At 62.5% G+C, this 21,492-nt stretch carries 24 protein-coding genes; 11 read left to right on the forward strand and 13 right to left on the reverse strand.

Translation table 11 applies throughout. The annotated features are described in order from the left end of the window. Positions 1-13: 13 nt before the first annotated feature. The gene (gene hutH / locus NKH78_RS21995; protein WP_352689430.1) at positions 14-1,549 is read right to left on the reverse strand and encodes a histidine ammonia-lyase; all 1,536 of its coding nucleotides are present in this window, start codon (positions 1,547-1,549) and stop codon (positions 14-16) included. Continuing rightward, positions 1,546-2,781, reverse strand: a complete 1,236-nt coding sequence (hutI, locus tag NKH78_RS22000) for an imidazolonepropionase (protein WP_352689431.1) — start codon at positions 2,779-2,781, stop codon at positions 1,546-1,548. Before hutI ends, hutH begins: the two co-directional genes overlap by 4 nt. A 98-nt stretch (positions 2,782-2,879) precedes the next feature. On the opposite strand from hutI, the gene NKH78_RS22005 reads away from it, so the two are divergent. Both NKH78_RS22005 and hutC read left to right on the forward strand, forming a co-directional pair. After that, on the forward strand, positions 2,880-4,232 hold the full coding sequence (locus tag NKH78_RS22005) for a formimidoylglutamate deiminase (protein ID WP_352689432.1): 1,353 nt from the start codon (positions 2,880-2,882) through the stop codon (positions 4,230-4,232). Next, a complete protein-coding gene (hutC, locus tag NKH78_RS22010; RefSeq protein WP_352506564.1) occupies positions 4,229-4,990 on the forward strand; it encodes a histidine utilization transcriptional repressor HutC in 762 nt (253 codons plus the stop codon). The genes NKH78_RS22005 and hutC overlap by 4 nt, the downstream gene beginning before the upstream one ends. Positions 4,991-5,166: 176 nt before the next feature. On the opposite strand, the gene NKH78_RS22015 is transcribed toward hutC, so the two are convergent. After that, positions 5,167-5,511, reverse strand: a complete 345-nt coding sequence (locus NKH78_RS22015; protein ID WP_023674415.1) for a RidA family protein — start codon at positions 5,509-5,511, stop codon at positions 5,167-5,169. Between the two features lie 224 nt (positions 5,512-5,735). Here NKH78_RS22015 and aztA point away from each other — a divergent pair, with 224 nt between their 5' ends. From aztA to NKH78_RS22035, 4 genes are all read left to right on the forward strand, one after another. Next, positions 5,736-6,554 (forward strand): zinc ABC transporter ATP-binding protein AztA, encoded by an 819-nt coding sequence (aztA, locus tag NKH78_RS22020; RefSeq protein WP_352883941.1) that lies wholly within the window; start codon positions 5,736-5,738, stop codon positions 6,552-6,554. Further along, the gene (gene aztB, locus NKH78_RS22025) at positions 6,554-7,429 is read left to right on the forward strand and encodes a zinc ABC transporter permease AztB (protein WP_352883944.1); all 876 of its coding nucleotides are present in this window, start codon (positions 6,554-6,556) and stop codon (positions 7,427-7,429) included. The genes aztA and aztB overlap by 1 nt, the downstream gene beginning before the upstream one ends. 22 nt (positions 7,430-7,451) lie before the next feature. After that, positions 7,452-8,393, forward strand: coding sequence for a zinc ABC transporter substrate-binding protein AztC (gene aztC / locus NKH78_RS22030; RefSeq protein ID WP_352883947.1), 942 nt, complete (start codon positions 7,452-7,454; stop codon positions 8,391-8,393). Between the two features lie 182 nt (positions 8,394-8,575). Next, complete coding sequence (locus NKH78_RS22035; protein WP_254817489.1) at positions 8,576-8,914, forward strand: protein tyrosine phosphatase family protein; 339 nt, start codon at positions 8,576-8,578, stop codon at positions 8,912-8,914. A 9-nt stretch (positions 8,915-8,923) separates the two neighbouring features. Here NKH78_RS22035 and NKH78_RS22040 read toward each other — a convergent pair whose 3' ends face one another. Continuing rightward, positions 8,924-9,391 carry an Lrp/AsnC family transcriptional regulator gene (locus NKH78_RS22040; RefSeq protein ID WP_352816030.1) on the reverse strand — a complete coding sequence of 156 codons (468 nt, stop codon included), beginning with the start codon at positions 9,389-9,391 and terminating at the stop codon, positions 8,924-8,926. A gap of 139 nt (positions 9,392-9,530) precedes the next feature. Here NKH78_RS22040 and hppD point away from each other — a divergent pair, with 139 nt between their 5' ends. The 3 genes from hppD to NKH78_RS22055 all read left to right on the forward strand — a co-directional run bounded on the left by hppD (position 9,531) and on the right by NKH78_RS22055 (position 11,307). Then, entirely contained in the window at positions 9,531-10,640 is a 1,110-nt protein-coding gene (gene hppD / locus NKH78_RS22045; protein ID WP_352883951.1) for a 4-hydroxyphenylpyruvate dioxygenase, read from the forward strand. Positions 10,641-10,708: 68 nt separating this feature from the next. After that, positions 10,709-10,933, forward strand: a complete 225-nt coding sequence (locus NKH78_RS22050; protein WP_254817725.1) for a type II toxin-antitoxin system Phd/YefM family antitoxin — start codon at positions 10,709-10,711, stop codon at positions 10,931-10,933. Next, entirely contained in the window at positions 10,930-11,307 is a 378-nt protein-coding gene (locus tag NKH78_RS22055; protein WP_254817486.1) for a type II toxin-antitoxin system VapC family toxin, read from the forward strand. The genes NKH78_RS22050 and NKH78_RS22055 overlap by 4 nt, the downstream gene beginning before the upstream one ends. On the opposite strand, the gene NKH78_RS22060 is transcribed toward NKH78_RS22055, so the two are convergent. The 5 genes from NKH78_RS22060 to hmgA are packed head-to-tail and all read right to left on the reverse strand — an operon-like array spanning position 11,308 to position 15,450. Then, on the reverse strand, positions 11,308-11,862 hold the full coding sequence (locus tag NKH78_RS22060; RefSeq protein WP_352883954.1) for a DinB family protein: 555 nt from the start codon (positions 11,860-11,862) through the stop codon (positions 11,308-11,310). A gap of 4 nt (positions 11,863-11,866) precedes the next feature. Beyond that, complete coding sequence (locus tag NKH78_RS22065) at positions 11,867-12,160, reverse strand: hypothetical protein (protein WP_352883956.1); 294 nt, start codon at positions 12,158-12,160, stop codon at positions 11,867-11,869. Beyond that, positions 12,157-13,179 (reverse strand): fumarylacetoacetate hydrolase family protein, encoded by a 1,023-nt coding sequence (locus NKH78_RS22070; RefSeq protein WP_352883958.1) that lies wholly within the window; start codon positions 13,177-13,179, stop codon positions 12,157-12,159. The genes NKH78_RS22065 and NKH78_RS22070 overlap by 4 nt, the downstream gene beginning before the upstream one ends. Before the next feature lie 47 nt (positions 13,180-13,226). Beyond that, positions 13,227-14,126 (reverse strand): MBL fold metallo-hydrolase, encoded by a 900-nt coding sequence (locus tag NKH78_RS22075; RefSeq protein ID WP_352883960.1) that lies wholly within the window; start codon positions 14,124-14,126, stop codon positions 13,227-13,229. 10 nt (positions 14,127-14,136) lie between these two features. Next, entirely contained in the window at positions 14,137-15,450 is a 1,314-nt protein-coding gene (gene hmgA, locus NKH78_RS22080) for a homogentisate 1,2-dioxygenase (RefSeq protein WP_352703250.1), read from the reverse strand. 152 nt (positions 15,451-15,602) lie between these two features. Here hmgA and NKH78_RS22085 point away from each other — a divergent pair, with 152 nt between their 5' ends. After that, positions 15,603-16,040 carry a MarR family winged helix-turn-helix transcriptional regulator gene (locus NKH78_RS22085; protein ID WP_352739213.1) on the forward strand — a complete coding sequence of 146 codons (438 nt, stop codon included), beginning with the start codon at positions 15,603-15,605 and terminating at the stop codon, positions 16,038-16,040. Between the two features lie 67 nt (positions 16,041-16,107). Here NKH78_RS22085 and tdh read toward each other — a convergent pair whose 3' ends face one another. Both tdh and NKH78_RS22095 read right to left on the reverse strand, forming a co-directional pair. Then, positions 16,108-17,142: an L-threonine 3-dehydrogenase gene (gene tdh / locus NKH78_RS22090; RefSeq protein WP_352739211.1), complete on the reverse strand. Its 1,035-nt coding sequence runs from the start codon at positions 17,140-17,142 to the stop codon at positions 16,108-16,110. 53 nt (positions 17,143-17,195) lie between these two features. Beyond that, on the reverse strand, positions 17,196-18,383 hold the full coding sequence (locus NKH78_RS22095) for a glycine C-acetyltransferase (protein WP_352739209.1): 1,188 nt from the start codon (positions 18,381-18,383) through the stop codon (positions 17,196-17,198). Between the two features lie 264 nt (positions 18,384-18,647). Here NKH78_RS22095 and NKH78_RS22100 point away from each other — a divergent pair, with 264 nt between their 5' ends. Further along, on the forward strand, positions 18,648-20,720 hold the full coding sequence (locus NKH78_RS22100; protein WP_352739207.1) for a putative bifunctional diguanylate cyclase/phosphodiesterase: 2,073 nt from the start codon (positions 18,648-18,650) through the stop codon (positions 20,718-20,720). 5 nt (positions 20,721-20,725) lie between these two features. Here NKH78_RS22100 and NKH78_RS22105 read toward each other — a convergent pair whose 3' ends face one another. Together NKH78_RS22105 and NKH78_RS22110 are read right to left on the reverse strand one after the other, a co-directional pair. Further along, complete coding sequence (locus NKH78_RS22105; protein WP_352739206.1) at positions 20,726-20,968, reverse strand: type II toxin-antitoxin system Phd/YefM family antitoxin; 243 nt, start codon at positions 20,966-20,968, stop codon at positions 20,726-20,728. 21 nt (positions 20,969-20,989) lie between these two features. Beyond that, positions 20,990-21,418 carry a MarR family winged helix-turn-helix transcriptional regulator gene (locus tag NKH78_RS22110; RefSeq protein ID WP_352650328.1) on the reverse strand — a complete coding sequence of 143 codons (429 nt, stop codon included), beginning with the start codon at positions 21,416-21,418 and terminating at the stop codon, positions 20,990-20,992. Positions 21,419-21,492: the final 74 nt, after the last annotated feature.

Genomic DNA, 21,492 nt, shown 5'->3' on the forward strand with positions numbered 1-21,492 from the left:
AGCGACGACGGCTTCACGACGTCACGCCCGGCAGCTTCACCGCGCTTGCCGCTTCCACCGCCGCGCCGCTGCGTACCATGGCGATGGCCTTCTCCATGTCCGGGTGGAAATGGCGGTCGTTGTCGAGATGCGGCACCTCTGCCCTGACCAGCCGGCGCACCGCCTCCAGTGCCGCGCTCGAGGCCAGAGGCGCATGGAAATCGCAGCCCTGTGCGGCGGCCAGCAATTCGATGCCGATGACGGCCGTCGCATTCTCGACCATGCCGATGAGCCGGCGCGCCCCATGCGCCGCCATCGAGACATGGTCTTCCTGATTGGCCGAGGTCGGGATCGAATCGACGCTGGCCGGATAGGCTTTTTGCTTGTTTTCAGAAACCAGTGCCGCGGCGGTGACCTGAGGGATCATGAAACCGGAATTCAAACCCGGCTTGGGCGTGAGAAAAGCCGGCATGCCCGACAGCGCCGGGTCGACCAGCATGGCGATGCGCCGCTCCGACAGCGAGCCGATTTCGCAGACGGCGAGCGCGATCATGTCGGCGGCGAAGGCCACGGGCTCGGCGTGGAAATTGCCACCCGAAAGTGCGGAGTCGTCCTCGGCAAAGATCAGCGGATTGTCGGTGACGCCGTTGGCCTCGGTGGCGAGCGTGTCCGCGGCCTTGCGGAGCACGTCGAGTGCTGCGCCCATCACCTGCGGCTGGCAGCGCAGGCAATACGGATCCTGCACGCGCTCGTCGCCGACGCGGTGCGATTCACGGATGGCGCTGCCGGCCATCAAATTGCGCAACGCCTCGGCCGTCTCGATCTGGCCGCGATGTTTCCGGAGCAGATGGATGCGTGGATCGAACGGAGCGTCGGAGCCTTTGGCGGCATCGGTCGACAGCGCGCCGGCGACCAGTGCCGACTGGTAGAGCACCTCCGCTTCGAACAAAGCGGCAAGCGCATACGCGGTCGAGAACTGGGTGCCGTTGAGCAGCGCCAGGCCTTCCTTGGCGCCCAGTATCACCGGCTCCAGGCCGTGCGAAACGAAGGCGACCTTGGCGGGAAAGCGGCCATGCGGGGTAAAGCACTCGCCGACGCCGATCATCACCGCGGTCATGTGCGATAGCGGCGCAAGGTCGCCGGAAGCGCCAACCGAGCCTTGCGCCGGCACCACGGGAATAACATCGTTGGCCAGCATCGCCTCAAGCAGTTCGATGGTTCGCGGCCGCACGCCGGAGGCGCCCTGTGCCAGGCTGGCCAGCTTCAGCGCCATCATCAGCCGGCAAATTGCGATGGGCATCGGCTCGCCGACGCCGGCGGCATGCGACAATACGATGTTTCGCTGCAGCGTCTCGAGGTCGGCGGCGGGGATGCGAACACTGGCCAGCTTGCCGAAGCCGGTGTTGATGCCATAGACCGGCTCGCCTTTGGCAACGATCCTGGCGACGGCCTCGGCGCTGGCCTTGATCTTCGGCCGGCAGGCATCGTCGAGCCTCAGTGCGGCGCCGCGATAGATGGCGCGCCAATCGGCCAGCGTGGCATTGCCTGGCCTTAGCTTGAGTTCGGTCATTGTCCCCTCCAGATGCGGGCATGCAGCGGGTTGAAGCCCATGCGGTAGACGAGTTCGGCCGGGCGTTCGACGTCCCAGATCGCCAGATCGGCGGATTTTCCGGCCTCCAGCGTACCGGTCTGTCCAAGCAGCCCGAGCGCGCGGGCAGCCTCGCGCGTGACGCCGGCAAGGCATTCATCGACCGTCAGGCCGAACAACGTCGCCGCCATGTTCATGGTCAGCAGCAGCGAGGTCAGCGGCGACGTGCCGGGATTGTTATCGGTGGCAACGGCCATCCTGACGCCATGCTGGCGAAACAGGACGATCGGCGGCTTCTTGGTCTCGCGGATGAAGTAGTAGGCGCCGGGCAGGATGGTCGCCACGGATCCTGCCTTCGCCATCGCCGCCGCACCGGCCTCGTCGGTATATTCGAGGTGGTCGGCCGACAGCGCACCATAGCGCGCCGCAAGTTCCGCGCCGTGCAGATTGGATAGCTGGTCCGCATGGAGCTTGACCGGCAGGCCCGCCGTCTTCGCGGCATCGAACACGCGGGCGATCTGCTCCGGCCAAAATGCAATGCCTTCGCAAAAACCGTCGACGGCATCGGCCAGGCCCTCGGCAGCGATGGCCGGCAAAATCTCGTTGGCGACAAGATCGATAAAGGCATCCTTGTCGCCTTTTGCTTCGGGCGGCAGCGCATGGGCGCCGAGGAAAGTGGTCCTGACCGTCACCGGCCGCTCACCGCCCAGCCGTCGCGCGGCGCGCAACGACTTCTTCTCGTTTTCGAGGTCGAGACCGTAGCCGGATTTGATCTCGACTGTGGTGACGCCTTCGGCGATCAGCGCATCGAGGCGCGGCAGCGACTGGGCGACCAGCTCGTCCTCGCTGGCCGCGCGCAGTGCCTTAACCGAGGAAACGATGCCGCCGCCGGCCTTGGCAACCTCCTCATAGGTGGCGCCGGCCAGCCGCATCTCGAATTCATTGGCACGGTTGCCGGCATGGACCAGATGAGTGTGGCAGTCGATCAGGCCAGGCGTTATCCAGCGACCGTCGCAGTCGATCGCCTCGGCGTTTTCGCGGAGCGCTGCCGGCATGTCGGCTTCTGGCCCGGCATAGACAATCCGGCCATTGCGCACGGCGATTGCACCGTGCTCGACGACGCCTGACCCGGCGCTGCTATCGGCCATGGTCGCGAGGCGCGCATTGCGCCAGAGGCGAACCTCCCCTGCCCGGCTTTTGTTCTCTGCAGCCATCATCTTTTCCGTTTCAATCGGGAGTCATTATGTATATACATATCAAAAGGCACTGCAAGCGCTATCATCGCATGGCAGGCCGGGATTTGGAGAAAAACGTGACGGCAATCTTTGCGGAACAGGCACTTCTGCCCGACGGCTGGCACAGCAATGTACGGATCGTCATCTCCGACGGCAGGATCGCCACGGTCGAGGCGAATACCTCGCTCCTGCCTGGCGACGAGCGCCAGGCCATCCTTCTATCCGGCATGCCGAACCTGCACAGCCACGCCTTCCAGCGCGGCATGGCCGGGCTTGCCGAATTGCGCGGGCCTTCCGCCGACAGTTTCTGGAGCTGGCGCGAGGTGATGTACCGTTTCGCGCTGTCGATGACGCCGGACCAGGTCGAGGCGGTCGCGGCCCAGCTCTATGTCGAGATGCTGGAGGCCGGGTTCTCGCGTGTCGGCGAGTTTCACTATTTACACCACGACCGCGACGGCCGGCCCTATGCCAACATCGCCGAGATGGCGGAGCGCATCATTGCCGCAGCGTCCGAGACCGGCATCGGGCTGACGCTGTTGCCGGTGTTCTACGCGCATTCCTCTTTCGGCGGCGCTGCGCCAAATGAAGGCCAGCGGCGGTTCATCAACAATGTGAACCAGTTCTCGCGGCTTGTTGAGAAATGCCGCGAATCCGTTCGCAGCTTGAATCAAGGCGTTGTCGGCGTCGCCCCGCACAGCCTGCGTGCCGTGACACCGGAGGAACTGGAAAACATCACGGTGATGGCGCCGGAGGGGCCCATCCACATCCACGTCGCCGAGCAGATGAAGGAGGTCGAGGACTGCCTTGCCTGGTCCGGGGCGCGGCCGGTCGAGTGGCTGCTTGCCAATGCCAAGGTCGACCGGCGCTGGTGTCTCATCCACGCCACCCACATGACCGACACAGAGACGGTGCAAATGGCGAAAAGCGGCGCCGTTGCCGGCCTTTGTCCGATCACCGAGGCCAATCTCGGCGACGGCACCTTTGCCGCGTCCTTGTTCATGCAGCATGGCGGCCGCTTTGGCATCGGCTCGGATTCAAACGTCCTGATCGGCCTGCCGGACGAGTTGCGGCAGCTCGAATATTCGCAGCGCCTCGCCCACCGCGCCCGCAACGTGCTGGCGGTGGCCGGTGGCTCGACCGGCCGTGCTTTGTTCGATGCAGCGCTCGATGGTGGCAGTGCCGCGTTGGGCGCCGGCCCCTCGCAGATCGCAGCAGGTGCCCCGGCCGATTTCGTCTCGCTCGACGGCAAGCATCCATCGCTGGCCGGCAAGACGGGCGATACAATCCTTGACGCCTGGATTTTTGCCAACGGCACCAAGATCGATTGCGTCTGGGTGCATGGCAAGAAACTGGTCAGCGGCGGCATGCATGCCAGGCGCGATGCTATCGCCGAGCGGTTCCGCAAGGTGATGACGGCGCTTTCGGCATGAGTATGATCGCGACAATAAGCGCGGATTCTGGAAGCGCGGACGGCGGCGAGGTTCTTTCGCTGCACCAGCGCATCCTGTCGGACATCAGCGAACGGATCCTGTCGGGTGCCTGGGCGCCCGGCCACCGCATTCCGTTCGAGCATGAACTGACGGCCGAATACAATTGTTCGCGCATGACAGTGAACAAGGCGCTGTCGCAACTGGCCAAGGCCGGGCTGATCGAGCGCCGGCGTCGTTCGGGCAGCTTTGTCCGCCGGCCGCAATCGCAGGCGGCCGTTCTCGAAATCCACGACATCCGGATCGAGGTCGAGGCACTTGGCTTGCCCTACCGCTATGAGCGCATGGCGCGAAGCGGAAGGCGCAGCAGCGCCGACGACCGAGCCCTGCTGGAACTCGACGTCGCCGGGCCGGTGCTGGCGCTGGAATGCCTGCATTTCGCCGGCAAGCGGCCGTTTGCCCACGAGCAGCGGCTGATCAACCTGGCTGCCGTGCCGGAAGCCGCCGAAGAGGCGTTTTTCGAGACCGCTCCCGGTCCGTGGCTGATCGGGCGCGTGCCGTGGAGTGCCGCCGAGCATCGCATTCGCGCGGTTGCCGCCGAAAAGCACATCGCGGCGGCGCTCGACATCGAGACCGGCGCGCCCTGCCTGGTGATCGAGCGGCGGACATGGAGCGCCGAGCACCCCGTCACCCATGTCCGGTTCACCTATGCGGCAGAGAACCACACTCTCGTGGCAAGGTTCACGCCATCGCAGGGGTGAGCTCCTAACCCTCCCCCTTGAGGGGTGGGTCGCGGCGCAAATTGCCGCGCGGGGGATTTTTGTGCCGGGGGGGGGGGGCGGAGCAACCTCGCCGACCCCACCCCGTCTCGCAGTCTCCGCTTCGCTTCGACTACTCGCCGACCCTCCCCTCGAGGGGGAGGGTTAGAGCCGCATTCTCAAATCGCCGCGGTAACAATGATCTCGACCAGATATTCCGGTCCGGCAAGTTTCGCTTCGCCCGTGGCGCGGGCCGGCGTGTTGCCCTGCGGCACCCATTTGTCCCATTCCGCGTTCATCTCGGCAAAGGTGCTCATGTCGGCCAGCCAGATGATCGCCTGCAGGATCTTGGTTTTGTCGGTGCCGGCCTTGGCCAGCAATTCGTCGATCGCCGCCAGAATGTCCCTGGTCTGGGCACCGACGTTTCCGCCCGGCTTGCCGACCTGACCGGCCAGATAGACGGTGTTGCCGTGGATGACGATCTGGCTCATGCGTGGGCCTACATCGATACGACGAATGCTCATTGGATATTCCTTCTTTTGTCCGGCTTTCTCTTGTCGGCTGCGCCTGTTTAGGATCGGGATACGTTTCGGGCAAGGCCGCTCGAGCGGAACCGCTTGAGCCAAGCCAAAACCGACAACATGACGGCCCGGCCGCAATTCCGCCCGATTGGCTTGTTGACTAATGTAATAACATCACATATCGAATCCGCCCCTGCAGCACCGATCGTCGCCCCATGGATCGTCACATGAGCCAAACCTGCCTGACCTTCCGCGACCTGACGCTGGGCTACAACAGCCATCCTGCGGTCCACCACCTCAATGGTACGATCCGCAAGGGATCGCTGACGGCGGTCGTCGGCGCCAACGGCTCCGGCAAGTCGACGCTGATGAAGGGCATCGTCGGCGTTCTGAAGCCGATGGCCGGCGCGGTGATCCGGGCGCCCGGCGTGCGCGCCGCCTACCTTCCGCAGCAATCGGAGCTCGACCGCTCCTTTCCGGCCCGTGTCGTCGACCTGGTTTCACTTGGCCTGTGGCCGCGGCGCGGCATGCTCGGCCGTTATACAAGGGAAGATCGCGACTCGGTCAGCGAGGCGCTGATGGCCGTCGGCCTCGGCGGCTTCGAGAAGCGCCCGATCGACACGTTGTCGGGCGGCCAGCTGCAGCGCACGCTGTTTGCCCGCGTGCTGTTGCAGGATGCCGAGCTCATCCTGCTCGACGAGCCGTTCAACGCCGTCGATGCCAAGACGGTCGGTGACCTGATCGCGCTGATCAAGCGCTGGCACGGCGAGGAACGCACGATCATGGTTGTGGTCCACGATCTCGATCTGGTGCGGCAGAACTTCCCCGAAACACTGCTGCTGGCGCGCCAGCCGATCGCCTGGGGAGAGACCAGGGAGACGCTGCGGCCGGAGAATTTGTTGCGCGCGCGCCGCTTCCACGAAGCCTGGGAGGATAACGCGCCATGGTGTGAGCCCGGCGAGCATGATCACCAGCACAGTGGCCACGAACACGGCCATGACCATGACCATGACCATCATCACGGCCCGGGGCCGAGGGCGGCGTGATGGACGTGCTCTACGGTCTGTTCGTCGCTCCGTTCGCCGACTACGCCTTCATGCAGCGGGCGCTCGCCGGTTCAATGATGCTGTCGCTCGGCGCCTGCCCGGTCGGCGTGTTCCTGATGCTGCGGCGCATGAGCCTGTCCGGCGACGCCATGGCGCATGCCATCCTGCCGGGTGCTGCCGCCGGCTTCCTGTTCTATGGCCTGGAAATCCTGCCGATGACTATCGGCGGACTGATCGCCGGCATCATCGTGGCGCTCGGCGCCGGCGCCGTCTCGCGCTTCACCATCCAGCGCGAGGATGCCTCGATGGCGGCCTTTTATCTGATTTCGCTGGCTATCGGCGTGCTTATGGTGTCGATCCGCGGTTCCAGCGTCGATCTCATGCATGTGCTGTTCGGCACCGTATTGGCGCTCAACAACGAGGCGCTGACGCTGATCGGCGGCATCGTCGTGGTGACGCTGGCCAGCCTCGCCATCTTCTGGCGGGCGCTGGTCGCCGAATGCCTCGACCCTTTGTTCCTGCGCTCAGTCAGCCGGATGGGCAGCCCGGTGCATTTCATCTTTCTCGGCCTCGTCGTGCTCAATCTCGTCGGTGGTTTCCAGGCGCTCGGCACCTTGCTGTCGGTCGGGCTGATGATGCTGCCGGCGGCGGCGGCCCGCTTCTGGACGTCGCGCGTCGAGCCGATGTGCGTGTTGGCCACAGTGATCGGCTTTGCCTCCTGCATTGCCGGGCTGCTGTTGTCCTACCATGCGTCACTGCCCTCCGGCCCGGCCATCATCCTGTCCGCCGGCGTCGTCTATTTCGCCTCGATCCTGTTCGGCGCGCGCGGCATCCTGCGCGCCCGCATCGTCCATCACCGCCACAGAACTGCCTGATCCCAACAAGGAGAAACTGTCCATGCTGAAATCGATCCGCGCCACGTTGGCCGTGAGCGTTATAACATTAACCGCCCTTGGCGCTTCGTCGGCCTTTGCTGAGCCGTTGAAAGTGGTCGCCAGCTTCACGATCATCGCCGATTTCGCCAAGAATGTCGGCGGCGACCGCATCGATCTGACCACCATCGTCGGGCCGGACGGCGACGCCCACGTCTACGAGCCGAGCCCCGCCGATGCGGTGGCCATGGCCAAGGCCGACATCGTGCTGGTCAACGGCCTGCATTTCGAAGGTTTTCTGCAGCGTCTGGTCGACGCCAGCGCTACCAAGGCCTCGATTGCCGTGCTGACCAAGGGGGTCACGCCGATCAATTTCAAACCCGAATTCGCCGAGGCCGACGCCGCCGAAGGCGCGGAAACCGATGGCGGCAAGACGGTCACCGATCCGCACGCCTTCCAGTCGATCGCCAACGCCAAGATCTATGTGAAGAACATCGCCGACGCCTTTTGCACGGCCGACGCTGCGGGTTGCGACAGCTACAAGGCCAATGCAGCCGCCTATACGCAAAAGCTCGATACGCTCGAGGGCGAAGTGCAGGCGGCGATCCAGTCGATCCCGCAAGAGAAGCGCGTCGTCATCACCTCGCATGATGCCTTCGGCTATTTCGAGAAGGCCTATGGCTTGACCTTCCTGGCCCCGGAAGGCGTGTCGACCGAGTCGGAGCCTTCCGCCGCCGACGTGGCCAAGCTGGTCAGCCAGGTGAAGCAGGACAAGGCGGCGGCGATCTTCGTCGAGAACATCACCAATCCGCGGCTGATCGAGCAGATCGCCAGCGAGACCGGCATCAAGGTGGGCGGCACGCTCTATTCCGATGCGCTGTCGCAGCCCGACGGCCCGGCCGCGACCTATATCGACCTGATGCACAACAACATCGCCCAGATCAAAGGCGCGATCCTCGGCAGCTGAGCGATCGACCTCGTTCATCCAGCCGGGCTGGCGTATGGCGCATCCAAGCACACGCGGCGCCGTCCGGCTGGATTTCCGGCATCGAAATCTCTATCTGCGCGGATGGATTTCTTTTCGCGCGGATTGCCGACCGGGTCAGGGAGTGGCAAGACTGCCGCTAACCAGATTGCGAGGACACCGCCATGGAATACCGTCAGATCAGCGAGGACTATTCGGTCTCGGGCCAGATCCAGCCCGAGGATGTCGCCACCATCAAGGCCGCCGGCTTCAAGAGCGTGATCTGCAATCGGCCGGACGATGAGCAGCCCGGCCAGCCATCGGCCGACACCGTCAAGGCGGCGGTCGAGGGCGCCGGGCTCGCCTTCCGCTACATCCCCGTCATCAGCGGCCAGATCACGGCCGAGAATGTCGAGGACCAGGCCGAGGCGCTTGAGGAACTTGAAGGCCCGGTCTTCGCTTACTGCCGTTCCGGCGCCCGCTGCACCAATCTTTATGGGCTGATCCAGCAGTCGAAGGGGTGACATTCGCCCTCAGATCGGTAGCGCGCCGGTTTCCTTTAGCGTCTCCAGCACGATCGCCGTCTTCACGTGCTGCACGGATTCGTGCGGCAGCAGCACGCTGTTGACGAATTCCGAAAGCGACTTCAGGTCGGGCGTCACCACTTTCAATATATAGTCCATCTCGCCGGTCAGCGCGTGCGCTTCCTGCACTTGCGGCAGCCGTGCCACCAATTCGCCGAAACGCCGCGCATTGTCGCGGTTGTGAGTTGCGAGCGTCACCGAGATGACGTTCACAAGGGAAAAACCGAGCTTGTCGCGGTCGAGCACCGCCCGGTAGCCCTTGATGTAGCCGTCCTCCTCCAGCCGCTGGCGACGCCGCGAGCATTGCGACGCGGAAAGATTCACCCGTTCTGACAGATCGTTGTTGGTCAGCCGTGCATCGCCTTGCAGCAGAGCCATTATCTTGCGGTCAAACTGGTCGATGCGCGCATCATCCATGGGTTTCTCTCCATACATGCACAATTCACGCATTACCTGATCATTTCAAGCGTTTGAATGCAAGCACCATGCACTGCGTCCTTGCTATCATTAGGTTGAGATGGCCTTTCCAGGCCAAACAGCTTTGGAGGACACTGCCATGGGTCCCTTCCCGCACGACGCACCGCCCGCCAAGATCAGCAAAACCAATCCCGCCGGTACCGACGGCTTCGAATTCGTCGAATTCGCGCATGCTGAGCCGCAGAAGCTCGCCGAACTGTTCACCCGTATGGGCTATGTGCCGGTCGCCAAGCACCGCCGCAAGAACATTACCGTCTGGCGGCAAGGCGACATCAATTATGTCGTCAATGCCGAACCCGGCTCGCATGCCATGAAATTCGTCGACAAGCACGGCCCTTGCGCCGCCTCGATGGCGTGGCGGGTGGTCGATGCCAGGCATGCCTTCGACCACGCCGTAGCCAAGGGCGCGACGCCCTATGAAGGCAACGACAAGACGCTCGATGTGCCGGCGATCGTCGGTATCGGCGGATCGCTGCTCTATTTCATCGAAACTTACGGCGAGAAGGGCTCGGCCTATGACGCCGAGTTCGACTGGCTGGGCGAGCGCGACCCCAGGCCCGAGGGCGTCGGCTTCTACTATCTCGACCACCTGACCCACAATGTCTATCGCGGCCAGATGGACAAATGGTGGGATTTCTACCGCGACCTGTTCGGCTTCAAGCAGATCCATTTCTTCGACATCGACGGCAAGATCACCGGCCTGGTCAGCCGCGCCATCACCTCGCCCTGCGGCAAGATCCGCATCCCGCTCAACGAGTCCAAGGACGAGACCAGCCAGATCGCCGAATATCTGAAGAAGTACAATGGCGAAGGCATCCAGCACATCGCCGTCGGTACCGATAACATTTACGACGCCACCGACAGGCTGGCCGAAAACGGCCTGAAATTCATGCCAGGCCCGCCCGAGACCTATTACGACATGTCCTTCGCCCGCGTGAACGGCCATGAAGAGCCGATCGAGCGGATGAAGAAGCACGGCATCCTGATCGACGGCGAAGGCGTGGTCGACGGCGGCACGACCAAGATCCTGCTGCAGATCTTCTCGAAAACCGTCATCGGGCCGATCTTCTTCGAGTTCATCCAGAGGAAGGGCGACGAAGGTTTTGGCGAGGGCAATTTCCGCGCCTTGTTCGAATCGATCGAGCAGGACCAGATCAAGCGCGGCGTGCTGAAGGTGCAAGCGGCGTAGTAGGCAACCCGACCGGACTTGCGTCTCGATCAATTATGACCTAAATTATGGTCATAAAGGATCGAGTCATGAATGTTTCTATTGCCGAAGCCAAGGCCAAATTGTCGGAACTCGTCAGCCGCGCGGAAGCCGGCGAGGAGATCGTGCTCACACGCCACGGCAAGGTGGCGGCGCGGATCGTAGCTCCGGCAGTGGCCGAACCCCTGCCGCGGATAGGCGCGTTGAAGGGCAAGATCTGGATTGCGGACGATTTTGATGAACTCGGTCCCGAGTGGGATGAGTACGTGAAATGACGGTCGGCCCGTTTCTCGCCGACACACACATCATCCTCTGGTCGATTTCGGACGATCGACGTCTCAGCGAGCACCACCGCGTTATTCTGGCTTCGGAAGCGGTGGTGTTCGCGAGCGCGGCAAGCGTCTGGGAAATTGCCATCAAACGTTCGATCAGAAAACTTAATGCGCCGGACGATCTGCCAACGCTGCTTCCAAGGATGCAATTTCAGCCGCTCGCCGTAACCTTCCAGCACGCGAACGCCGTCGGCGGCCTACCCCACCACCATGGTGATCCGTTCGACAGGCTTCTGATTGCGCAGGCGCAAGTGGAGAACCTCACCATCCTGACATCCGACCCGCATTTCGCCCGTTACGATGTGGCTTTGGCATGATTATCCAAGCAGTTGGTCTCGCAAGCCCAGGCGCTCAACCTCCGCTTTCCTGAGTTTCACATCGTAATCAAGGAAGAACTCGTCGAGTTGCGGCGGTTTCACGGAGGTACCGGACAGCATCGCGTGCACCTGGCCGCGATGATGGATGTCGTGGATGAAGAGATGCGCGAGCAAATCGCCGATCCGCTCCGGTATCATGCCGTCCTCGCGCCGGTCGGTCAGAACGGGGCGCTCGAGATCGTCCGCCGACAGGCGGTCGCAAAAGGCGATCAGCCGCCGGTCGGCCTCCGCCTGTGCAACAAAAAGCGCCTTGGTATCATTGAACGGCACAAAATCGTCATGGGCGGCGGCGCCGACGCCGCTCTCTTCGAGAAAATCGAGATAGAGGTGATCGACCGCGAGAATGTGGTTCAGCGTTGCCTTGATCGATGGGAAGAAGCTTATCCTTTCAGCCTCGAATTCGCCGGGCTCAAGCTGCAGCACGGCACGATAGAGCCGGTCGTTCGACCAGAGATTGTTGGCTGCCATGCGGCGGAAATGGTTCAGCAGGTCCATGACTTCACGCCGCTGACCGGACCAAAGACAGGCCTGCCCACATTAGCAGAAATCCAGCGAGAACAATCAGCAGGAGCCCGATCATGCGCCGCCGCATGGCTTGCGTTTCCTGGTCCTGTGCGACGTTGGTGTTGGTGACGGTGTGAAACATCATCGCCTTGCGCGGAAAGCCGCTGCGGTTGGTCAGGCCGGGCGAGCGCGCCTCGATGCGATAGCTCAGGCGGATCGCCAGGATGAAGATCGCCAGCATGACAAGGGCCCAGACACTCCACAGCAGATAGAATGTCTCGCCCGTCATTCTCTTGCCCCCTCGTATTTCTCGACCTTCTGCTCGATGGCGCCGAAGATCGAATGCCCGCCCCTGTCCTTCATCTCGATGCGCACGGTATCACCAAAGCGCAGGAAGGGCGTCTTCGGTCCGCCGGCCTCAATAGTCTCGATCATACGCAACTCGGCGATACAGGAATAGCCGGCGCCGCCTGCCGAGACAGGCTTGCCCGGCCCGCCGTCAAGCTTGTTGGAGACGGTGCCCGAACCGACGATGGTGCCGGCGGCCAGCGGCCGCGTTTTTGCGGCGTGAACAATCAGCGCCGGAAAGTCGAAGGTCATGTCGATGCCGGCGTTCGCCCGGCCGAACGGTTTGCCGTTGAGATCGACCAGCAGCGGCAGGCTGACCTTGCCGCCGTCCCAGGCATCGCCCAGCTCTTCCGGCGTCACCGCTACCGGCGAAAAGGCCGATGACGGTTTCGACTGGTAGAAGCCGAACCCCTTGGCAAGCTCAGGTCCGGTCAGGCTGCGCAGCGTCACATCGTTGACCAGCATGACCAGGCGGATCGCTGCCCGCGCCTCTTCGAGGCTTGCGCCCATCGGCACATCGTCAACTATGACCGCGACCTCTCCTTCCATGTCGATGCCAAGGGTCTCGTCGGTCATGCGGATTGGGTCCCGCGGTGCGAGGAAAGCGTCCGAGCCGCCCTGGTAGATCAGCGGATCGGTCCAGAAGCTTGCCGGCATCTCGGCGCCGCGCGCCTTCCGCACCAGCTCGACATGGTTCACATAGGCCGAGCCATCGGCCCATTGGTAGGCGCGCGGCAGCGGCGAATGGGCGTCATGCTCGTGAAAGCGAGCCGACGGCACCGCATTATTCTCCAGCGATTCAGCCATGGCAGCGAGATGCGGCGCGATCCGATGCCAGCCGTCAAGCGCGGCCTGCAGCGTCCGCACCAGAAACGAAGCATCGGTGAACCGCGTCAGGTCGCGCGAGACGACGACAAGCTTTCCGTCGCGCGTCCCATCCTTCAATGTGGCAAGCTTCATGCGGTTTCCTCTCCTGGCGCAGCTTTGGTGCTGCTTTGATTTTTGTTTTACGCATGATCTCTTCCGAAAACCGGTTTCCACTTTTCGGGATCATGCTGCAGCCCCACAACAAGGCCGTCGCGTGCGATCGTCAAGTCGCCGGCCCATGTTTTCCTGACGGCGGCAATCCAGTCGGCCTCGTCGATCTCGGGATCGTCGGCGGGAATGAGATGGTTGAGGACCAGTCTTTTGACGCCTGCATCACTGGCGATGCGGCCCGCTTCCTCGGCAAAGCTATGGCTGGCAAGCAGGTGTTCCCTCAGCCTTGCGCCGTTGCCGGTCTTCGCGACCAGCCGCTCGATACCCACTTCCAGCATGGCCTCGTGGACCAGTATGTCGGCGCCTTGGGCGAAATCCGCCAATGGCGGAAAGAACGCCGTATCCGACGAAAAGACGACGCCTTGCCTCGCATGATCGAAGCGCAGCGCAAAGCAGTCCGTCACCGGCGGGTGGTCGACGCGCAAGGCCGATATTTTGAGACCGCGCTCTTGCGCCACCTGGCCTTCACCAAACTCGACGATCGAGACCAGGTCGCGGAGATCCGGCCGCCCTTCATCGGCGATGCGGATCTCGATGTCGAACTCCATCGCCTGGCAAAAGCGTTGCCAATAATGGCCGGTGCCGGGCGGGCCGAATACGGTGACCTTTGTTGCCAGGCCGGCCGTCCATGCGGTGTGGATCAACGGTCCAAGTTCCAGCACATGGTCGGAATGCAAATGCGTGATGAAGATCAGGTCGAGCGCCTTCAGGCTGATGCCGGCACCGGTCAGCCCGCGCGTTACGCCCAGCCCGCAATCGACGACAATGGTGCGGCCGCCAATCTCCAGCAGCGACGAACTCGGCCACGGCCCGCCCGGCCGCAGCGCGGGACCACCCTTCGAGCCAAGAAGCACCAGACGATCCGTCACGCGACGGCGCTCAAGACCAGTCGCCCTCGGGCGTGCCGTTGAAGCGCTTCTTCAGGCCGGCCCAGCAGTCGATGTAATTGTCCTGCCGGGTTTCGAGCTCGGCGCCATAGCGGGTCACCATCTGCGGAAAGCGTGTCTCGAACATGAAGGCCATGGTGTTGTCGAGCTTGACCGGTTTCAGCTCCGCGCGCGAGGCTTTTTCGAAGCCAGACGCATCGGGTCCGTGAGCCAGCATCATGTTGTGCAGACTGATGCCGCCCGGCACGAAGCCCTCTTCCTTGGCATCGTACTGACCATGTATGAGGCCCATGAACTCGCTCATGATGTTGCGGTGATACCAAGGCGGCCGGAAAGTGTTTTCCGCCACAAGCCAGCGCGGCGGGAAGATGACGAAATCGATATTGGCGGTGCCTTCCTCGCCGCTCGGCGCGGTCAGCACGGTGAAGATCGACGGATCGGGGTGGTCGAACAGGATCGCACCGACCGGCGAGAAGGTCGCAAGATCATATTTGTAGGGCGAATAATTGCCGTGCCACGCCACTACATCCAGCGGCGAATGGTCGATGTCGGTGACATGGAACTGGCCACACCATTTCGCGATCAGCCGGCACGGTGTCTCCTTGTCCTCGAACCAGGCACAGGGCGTCTTGAAATCGCGCGGATTGGCCAGGCAATTGGCGCCGATGGGGCCACGATCCGGCAGCGTCAGCTTGGCGCCGTAATTCTCGCAGACATAGCCGCGCACTTCGGCATCCACCAGTTCGACCTTGAACACCAGACCACGCGGCAGCACGGCGATCTCGCCCGGCCTGAGTTCGATGACCCCCATCTCGGTGACGAAGCGCAAGGCTCCAACCTGCGGGACGACCAGCAACTCGCCGTCGGCGTTGAAAAAATGATCGTCGACCATCGAGCGATTGGCGACATAGACGTGTGCCGCCATGCCGGTCTGGCCGAGCACGTCGCCGGCGGTGGTGATCGAGCGCATGCCGGCAATGAAATCGGTCGGCTCCTTCGGCATCGGCACCGGGCTCCAGCGATACTGGCCGAGTGCGAGCTGGTGGTCGCCGACGTTCGGCGCGCTTTTCCAAAGCGGATAATTCGCCGCTTTGAAGCGGCCGGTGTGCCTGACGCTCGGTCTTATCCGATAAAGCCAGGAGCGCTCATTGGTGCCGCGCGGCGCGGTGAAAGGAGAGCCCGAAAGCTGCTCGGCATAGAGGCCGTAGGCCGGCCGTTGCGGCGAGTTTCGCCCTTGCGGCAGCGAGCCCGGCAAAGTCTCGGTTTCGAAGTCATTGCCGAAACCCGGCATGTAGGAGTAGGCCATAGAACCCTCCCGAATTCATGGTCTCGTAGCATCGTTTGCGCATCCGCAAAGATGCTCCGGGTTGACCATACCGGTTTCATTTGTAACCATTGAAAATGTAACCATCAACGGTGATTTCGCCAAGCCGCCAGCATCCCCAGTCAGGGCCAACCATGGAAATCCTTGAGCTGGAATCCTTCCTGCCTTACCGGCTCTATCGGCTTGCCGATGCCGTCAGCCGCGAATTCTCAAGGATATACAAGGACCGTCACGGACTGACCCGGCCCGAATGGCGCACGCTGGCCGGGCTTGGACAGCACGGCACGATGACGGCGACGGCGCTCGGCGAGCAATCGGCCATGCACAAGACCAAGGTTTCGCGCGCGGTCGCGGAGCTCGAACGGCGCCGCTGGCTCAGCCGGACGCCTGACGAAAAAGACCGCCGTGTCGAGCATCTGGGGCTGACCAAGGCTGGCGTTGCCGCCTATCGCGAGATGGTGCCGCTGGCGAAGGAGTTCGAACGGGAATTGCTGGCAAGATTGAGCCCCGCCGAGCGTGTGGCCATTGTCGGCGGAGTGGCAGCACTGGAGGCGGCATTGGCGAAAAGCTAGGTTCCTGCCAGAATTACAGGCACCTTGGCGGGACAGCTTTCAGTTCGCACCGTGTTCCTTCGGGCCTTCACCAGTCCATGACCACCTTGCCGGAATTGCCGCTCTTCATCGCTTCGAAGCCGGAAATATAGTCGTCGATGCCGATGCGGTGGGTGATCAGGCCGCTGACATCGAGAGGACCCTGCACCAGCGCAATCATCTTGTACCAGGTCTCGAACATCTCGCGGCCGTAGATGCCCTTCAGATGCAGCATCTTGAAGATGACCTTGTTCCAGTCGATCTCGAAGCCGGTCGGCGCGATGCCGAGAATGGCGATCTTGCCGCCATTGTTCATGGTATCGATCATGTCGCGGAATGCCAGTGCGGCACCGGACATTTCAAGACCGACGTCAAAACCCTCGGTCATGCCGAGCGCCGGCATGATATCGCGCAGCTTTTCTTTCGAGGCGTCAACGACATGCTGGACGCCGAGCTTTTTTGCCAGTGCCAGGCGCACCGGGTTGATGTCGGTGATGACGACTTTTCGCGCGCCGACGCATTGCGCCACCAATGCGCCCATGATGCCGATCGGCCCGGCGCCGGTGACTAGCACGTCCTCGCCGACGAGGTCGAAAGATAGTGCGGTGTGAACCGCATTGCCTAAGGGATCGAAGATTGCCGCGATCTCGTCCGGCACGTCGTCGGGGATCGGCACGACATTGTGCTGCGGGATAGCCAGATATTCGCCGAAGGCGCCGGGGCGATTGACGCCGACGCCGAGCGTGTTGCGGCAAAGGTGCCCCCTGCCCGCGCGGCAGTTGCGGCAATGGCCGCAGACGATGTGACCCTCGCCCGAAACGCGCTGGCCGACTTTGTATTCGGTCACCGCCGCGCCGAAATCGGCGACCGTACCAACGAATTCATGCCCGGTCACCATCGGCACCGGCACGGTCTTTTGCGCCCACTGGTCCCAATTGTAGATGTGGACGTCGGTGCCGCAGATCGCCGTCTTCCGGACCTTGATCAGCACGTCGTTGGGGCCGATCTCTGGCACCGGCACCTCTTCCATCCAGATGCCCGGCTCGGCCTTGGCCTTCACCAGCGCCTTCATCATGTTCGACATTCTGCAGTCCCTTGAAGGTCTCGATCCGGAATCGCTTTTCGACTGCCGGTCATTCAGAAAATCACGCCGAGTTCGCGACCGACTGCGGCGAACGCCTCAACCGCACGGTCAATGTCGGCGCTGGAATGGGCGGCAGACATCTGCGTGCGGATGCGCGCCTGGCCCTTCGGCACCACCGGGAAGGAGAAGCCGATGACATAGATGCCGCGCTTCAGCATGCGCGCGGCCATTTCCTGCGCCAGCGTCGCGTCGCCCAGCATCACCGGGATGATCGGATGGTCGGCGCCGGCCAGTGTAAAGCCGAGCCTGCCCATCTCGGAGCGAAACCGCGCTGCGTTGGCATATAGGCGCTGACGCAACGCATCGCCATTGCGGAGCAGTTCGAAAACCCGGATCGAGGCGCCAGCGATCGCCGGCATCAGCGTGTTGGAAAACAGATAGGGCCGCGAGCGCTGGCGCAGCCAGTCGACCACCTGCTTCCTGCCCGACGTGTAGCCGCCCGACGCGCCGCCCAATGCCTTGCCGAGCGTGCCGGTGATGATGTCCACCCTGCCCTCGACGCCGCAATGTTCGGCCGAGCCACGGCCATTCCTGCCGACGAAACCAACTGCATGGCTGTCGTCGACCATGACCATTGCGTCATATTTGTCGGCGAGGTCGCAGACGCCCTTCAGATTGGCGATGATGCCATCCATAGAGAACACGCCGTCGGTGGCGATCAGCCGGAACCGACAGTCGCGCGCCTCTTTCAACCGCGCTTCGAGATCGGCCATGTCGTTGTTGGCGTAGCGGAAACGCTTTGCCTTGGACAGCCGTACCCCGTCGATGATCGAGGCGTGGTTCAGCGCATCGGAGATGACCGCATCCTCTTCGCCGAGCAGCGTCTCGAACAGGCCGCCATTGGCGTCGAAGCAGGAGCCGTAGAGGATGGTGTCCTCCATGCCGAGGAAGTCAGAAATGGTCGCCTCGAGCTGCTTGTGTTCTTCCTGCGTGCCGCAGATGAAGCGCACCGCTGCCATGCCGTAGCCGTAGCGGTCGAGTGCCTGCTTGGCCGCCTCGCGCAGTTCGGCGCTGTCGGCGAGGCCGAGATAATTGTTGGCGCAGAAATTCAGCACCTTCTCGCCGCCGACCTCGATCTCGGCCGATTGGGTCGAGGTTATCACCCGCTCGGATTTATAGAGGCCCGCCGATTTGAGCCCTTCAAGCTCGCGGTCGATATGGGAAAGGAATGCTGCGGTCATGATCAGGCCCTGTTGAGATCGATGAGGACTGTCGCGCCGCGCGGACGAAAAATCCATCGCAAAAGCGACCGCTTCGGTGGCGGCAATGGCACGGCAGAGGCCACGATGTTCAAATGCGGAGGTGCTGCGAAAGATTGCAATAACCACCTTGCGGATTTCCCGCCACGGTCGCCGCTGCCGGCCTGTTGCCGTCCTAACCTGTTAACACTTTGAAGCCAAAGGTTGTCGCACGAGAATTCGTTGGCGAGAGGGCCGACCCAGAAAATGTCGCAGCAGCCGGTGCACGCCGTTTCAGGCAGGCTCATACTCCTCATCAAATCCGGCTACTGGCTGGCTCTGCTGATCATCGCCGCCATGGTCGTGGCCTCCTTCATCCTGCTGCAACAGATGATGGCGGCCCAGCAACACAACCAGGCGCTGCTCGATGTGGTCAGCACACAAAAAGCCCTGTCGCAACGCATCGTCTTCCTTGCCGGCGCGACCGGTACCGCCTCACGCGACCAGCAGCCGGCCCTGATCAGCGCGCTCAAGCAAGCGACGGTAGAGTTCGAGAAGAACTACGATCTGCTGCTCGAGCGGACCGCCGCCGATCCGGCGTCGCCGGCAAGGTTCGATCCCAAATCGATCGAGAGCGTGCTTTTCGCCAAGCCGTTCCATCTCGACTATTTCTCGGTCGGGCTTATCGCCAACGGCGAACGCCTGATCTCGTCATTCGAATCGCGGCTCAACATGGCCGGCAATGGTGGCTACAAAGGTGGAGAGGAGCGCGTCAACCTGAACGCTTCCGTTGCCAACGCAACATTGTCGGGCTATGCCGCACTTGGCCAGCGCATCAGCGCCTTTGCAGACCAGCGATCCGAAACACTTCTCGAGCTTAACCGCACATTGTTCTACTCGACCATCGGCGTCATCGTGCTGGTGGCGCTTTTCATTTTCAGGCCGATGTCGAATGCTATCTTGCGCAGGACCCGCGAGCTGGTCGATGCGCGCAATTCCATGGCCTTTATTGCCGTGCATGACGGGCTGACTGGCCTGCACAACCGCACCTTCCTGACCGAGCATTTCGATACGTTGATCAATGCCGCGCACCGACGGCGTGAACGGGTTGCCGTGGTGCAGTTCGATCTCGACCGGTTCAAGCAGATCAACGACACGTTCGGCCACGCCGCCGGCGATTATGTGCTGGTGGCGGCTGCGCAACGCATGCGTGATTCGTGCCGTACGTCGGATCTCAACGTGCGTCTCGGCGGCGATGAATTCGTCGTCGTCCTCAACGACGCCGGCAGCACCGAGGACATCGATATCGTCGCCAGGCGCATGCTGGCCAAACTCAATGAACCGGTCATATTCCGAGGCACGACGATCCATCCGGGCGTAAGTGCGGGGATTGCGGTCTATCCTGTCGACGCCGACAATGCGCAGGATCTGCTCGTCCATGCCGATCTGGCGTTGTATTCCGCCAAGAAGCAGGGCGGCGGCAGTTTGTCGTTCTTCTCCGATGAGCTGAGGCGCGAACTCGACAACCGAAAGCAGCTCGAGCTCGACATCAGGGTCGCCATCTCGGAGAAGGCGTTCGAAGTCTATTTCCAGCCGCAGGTGTCGCTGTCGGACGGCACCATCAGTGGCATCGAAGCTTTGGCTCGCTGGAGGCATGCCGAACGCGGCATGATCGCGCCGGGCGAGTTCATTCCAATCGCGGAAAAATGCGGCTTGATGTCCGAGATTGGCCGCATCGTCATTGCCAAGGCGATCAACGAAGCAGCCGAATGGAACCGCGCAGGCATCGGCTTCGGCCGGATCGCCGTCAACGTGTCCGGTTCGGAGCTGCGCGAGACAGATTTCGAAGTCTTCCTGTTCGGGACGCTGGAAAGGACCGGCCTGCCCGCGCACAAACTATCGCTGGAGATCGTCGAATCCGTCATTCTCGACGACGAGAAGACCGGTATCGCGGCAAAGCTGCGGCACATCCGCGCCGCCGGCATCCATCTTGAGCTCGACGATTTCGGCACCGGCTACGCATCGCTCAGCCATGTCAATCCAAACGAGATCGACCGGCTGAAGATCGACCGCCGCTTCGTCCAGAACATCAACGAGAACAGCGGCAACACAAAGATCGTGCGTGCCCTCACCGAGCTCGCCCGCGGTCTCGGCATCTCGATCGTTGCCGAGGGCGCCGAAACCGAAGCCGAGCTCGACTCGCTGATGGCGATCGGCTGCGACCAGGTGCAAGGCTATTCCATCGCTTTCCCGATGCCGCCGGACAGGGTGCGTGAATGGCTGGTGGCACGGACGCCGAAAAAGGCCAGGCTGACAGTGCTGCAGGGCAGCCGGGCGTAGATCCGTCATGGTTCGGCCTTGCGAACCGACCTGATGGGCCGAGGCGGAAGGTCATCCTCATCACCGGGAAATGCTGCCAGCAATTGTCCAAAGCTGGCACACGCGCCAGCTTTTTCATAGTCCTGGAACGACAGAATGACCGCCTGCTTGCGGCCACGCCGGGTGATGACGGCCGGTTCTCCCGCGATGACCTGATCGAGCACCGCCGAGAGTTTAGCCCTGGCATCCTTCAGCGAAATTTCGCGCATGGCGTCTTCCTAGCCTAATTTCTAGCTCTCGACATTGGCCCGCAGCGCAGCCAGCACCTGTGCAAACTCCGCCAGCCTGTCGTCGGACAGCCCTTTCCGCAGCCGTTTGTCGAAGGCTAACGCGGCCGTGCGCAATTTCAGGAACAACGCCTCTCCGGCCTGGGTCAACTCCACCTGGTGAACCCGGCGGTTCTCGGGATCGCGGCGGCGCATCAGCAGGCCCTGCGTCTCCATGGCGTTGAGATGGTGGGTCAGCGTTGCGCCCCGAATGCCGATCATGCCGGCGAGCTCGCGTTGGTTGGCCAGCTCCCGCGACTTGACCGACAGCAACGTGACCCAGACCGGCAGCGTGCCGCCGGCCTCGACCAAGGCAGCGTCGAAAGCCTGCGCAACCAGCTTGGCGGTGCGCGCGAGATTCATCCCGATCGGCGGGCGGTCAAAGGGCGTCATGGTCGGACACTAGAACAAGGGCAAAGCCGATGGAACCGGCTCGAGCTTATGCGTTGACATCTAATCATTTGATA

This window comes from Mesorhizobium sp. M0910, assembly GCF_040319465.1.
In the GTDB taxonomy this organism is placed as follows: domain Bacteria; phylum Pseudomonadota; class Alphaproteobacteria; order Rhizobiales; family Rhizobiaceae; genus Mesorhizobium.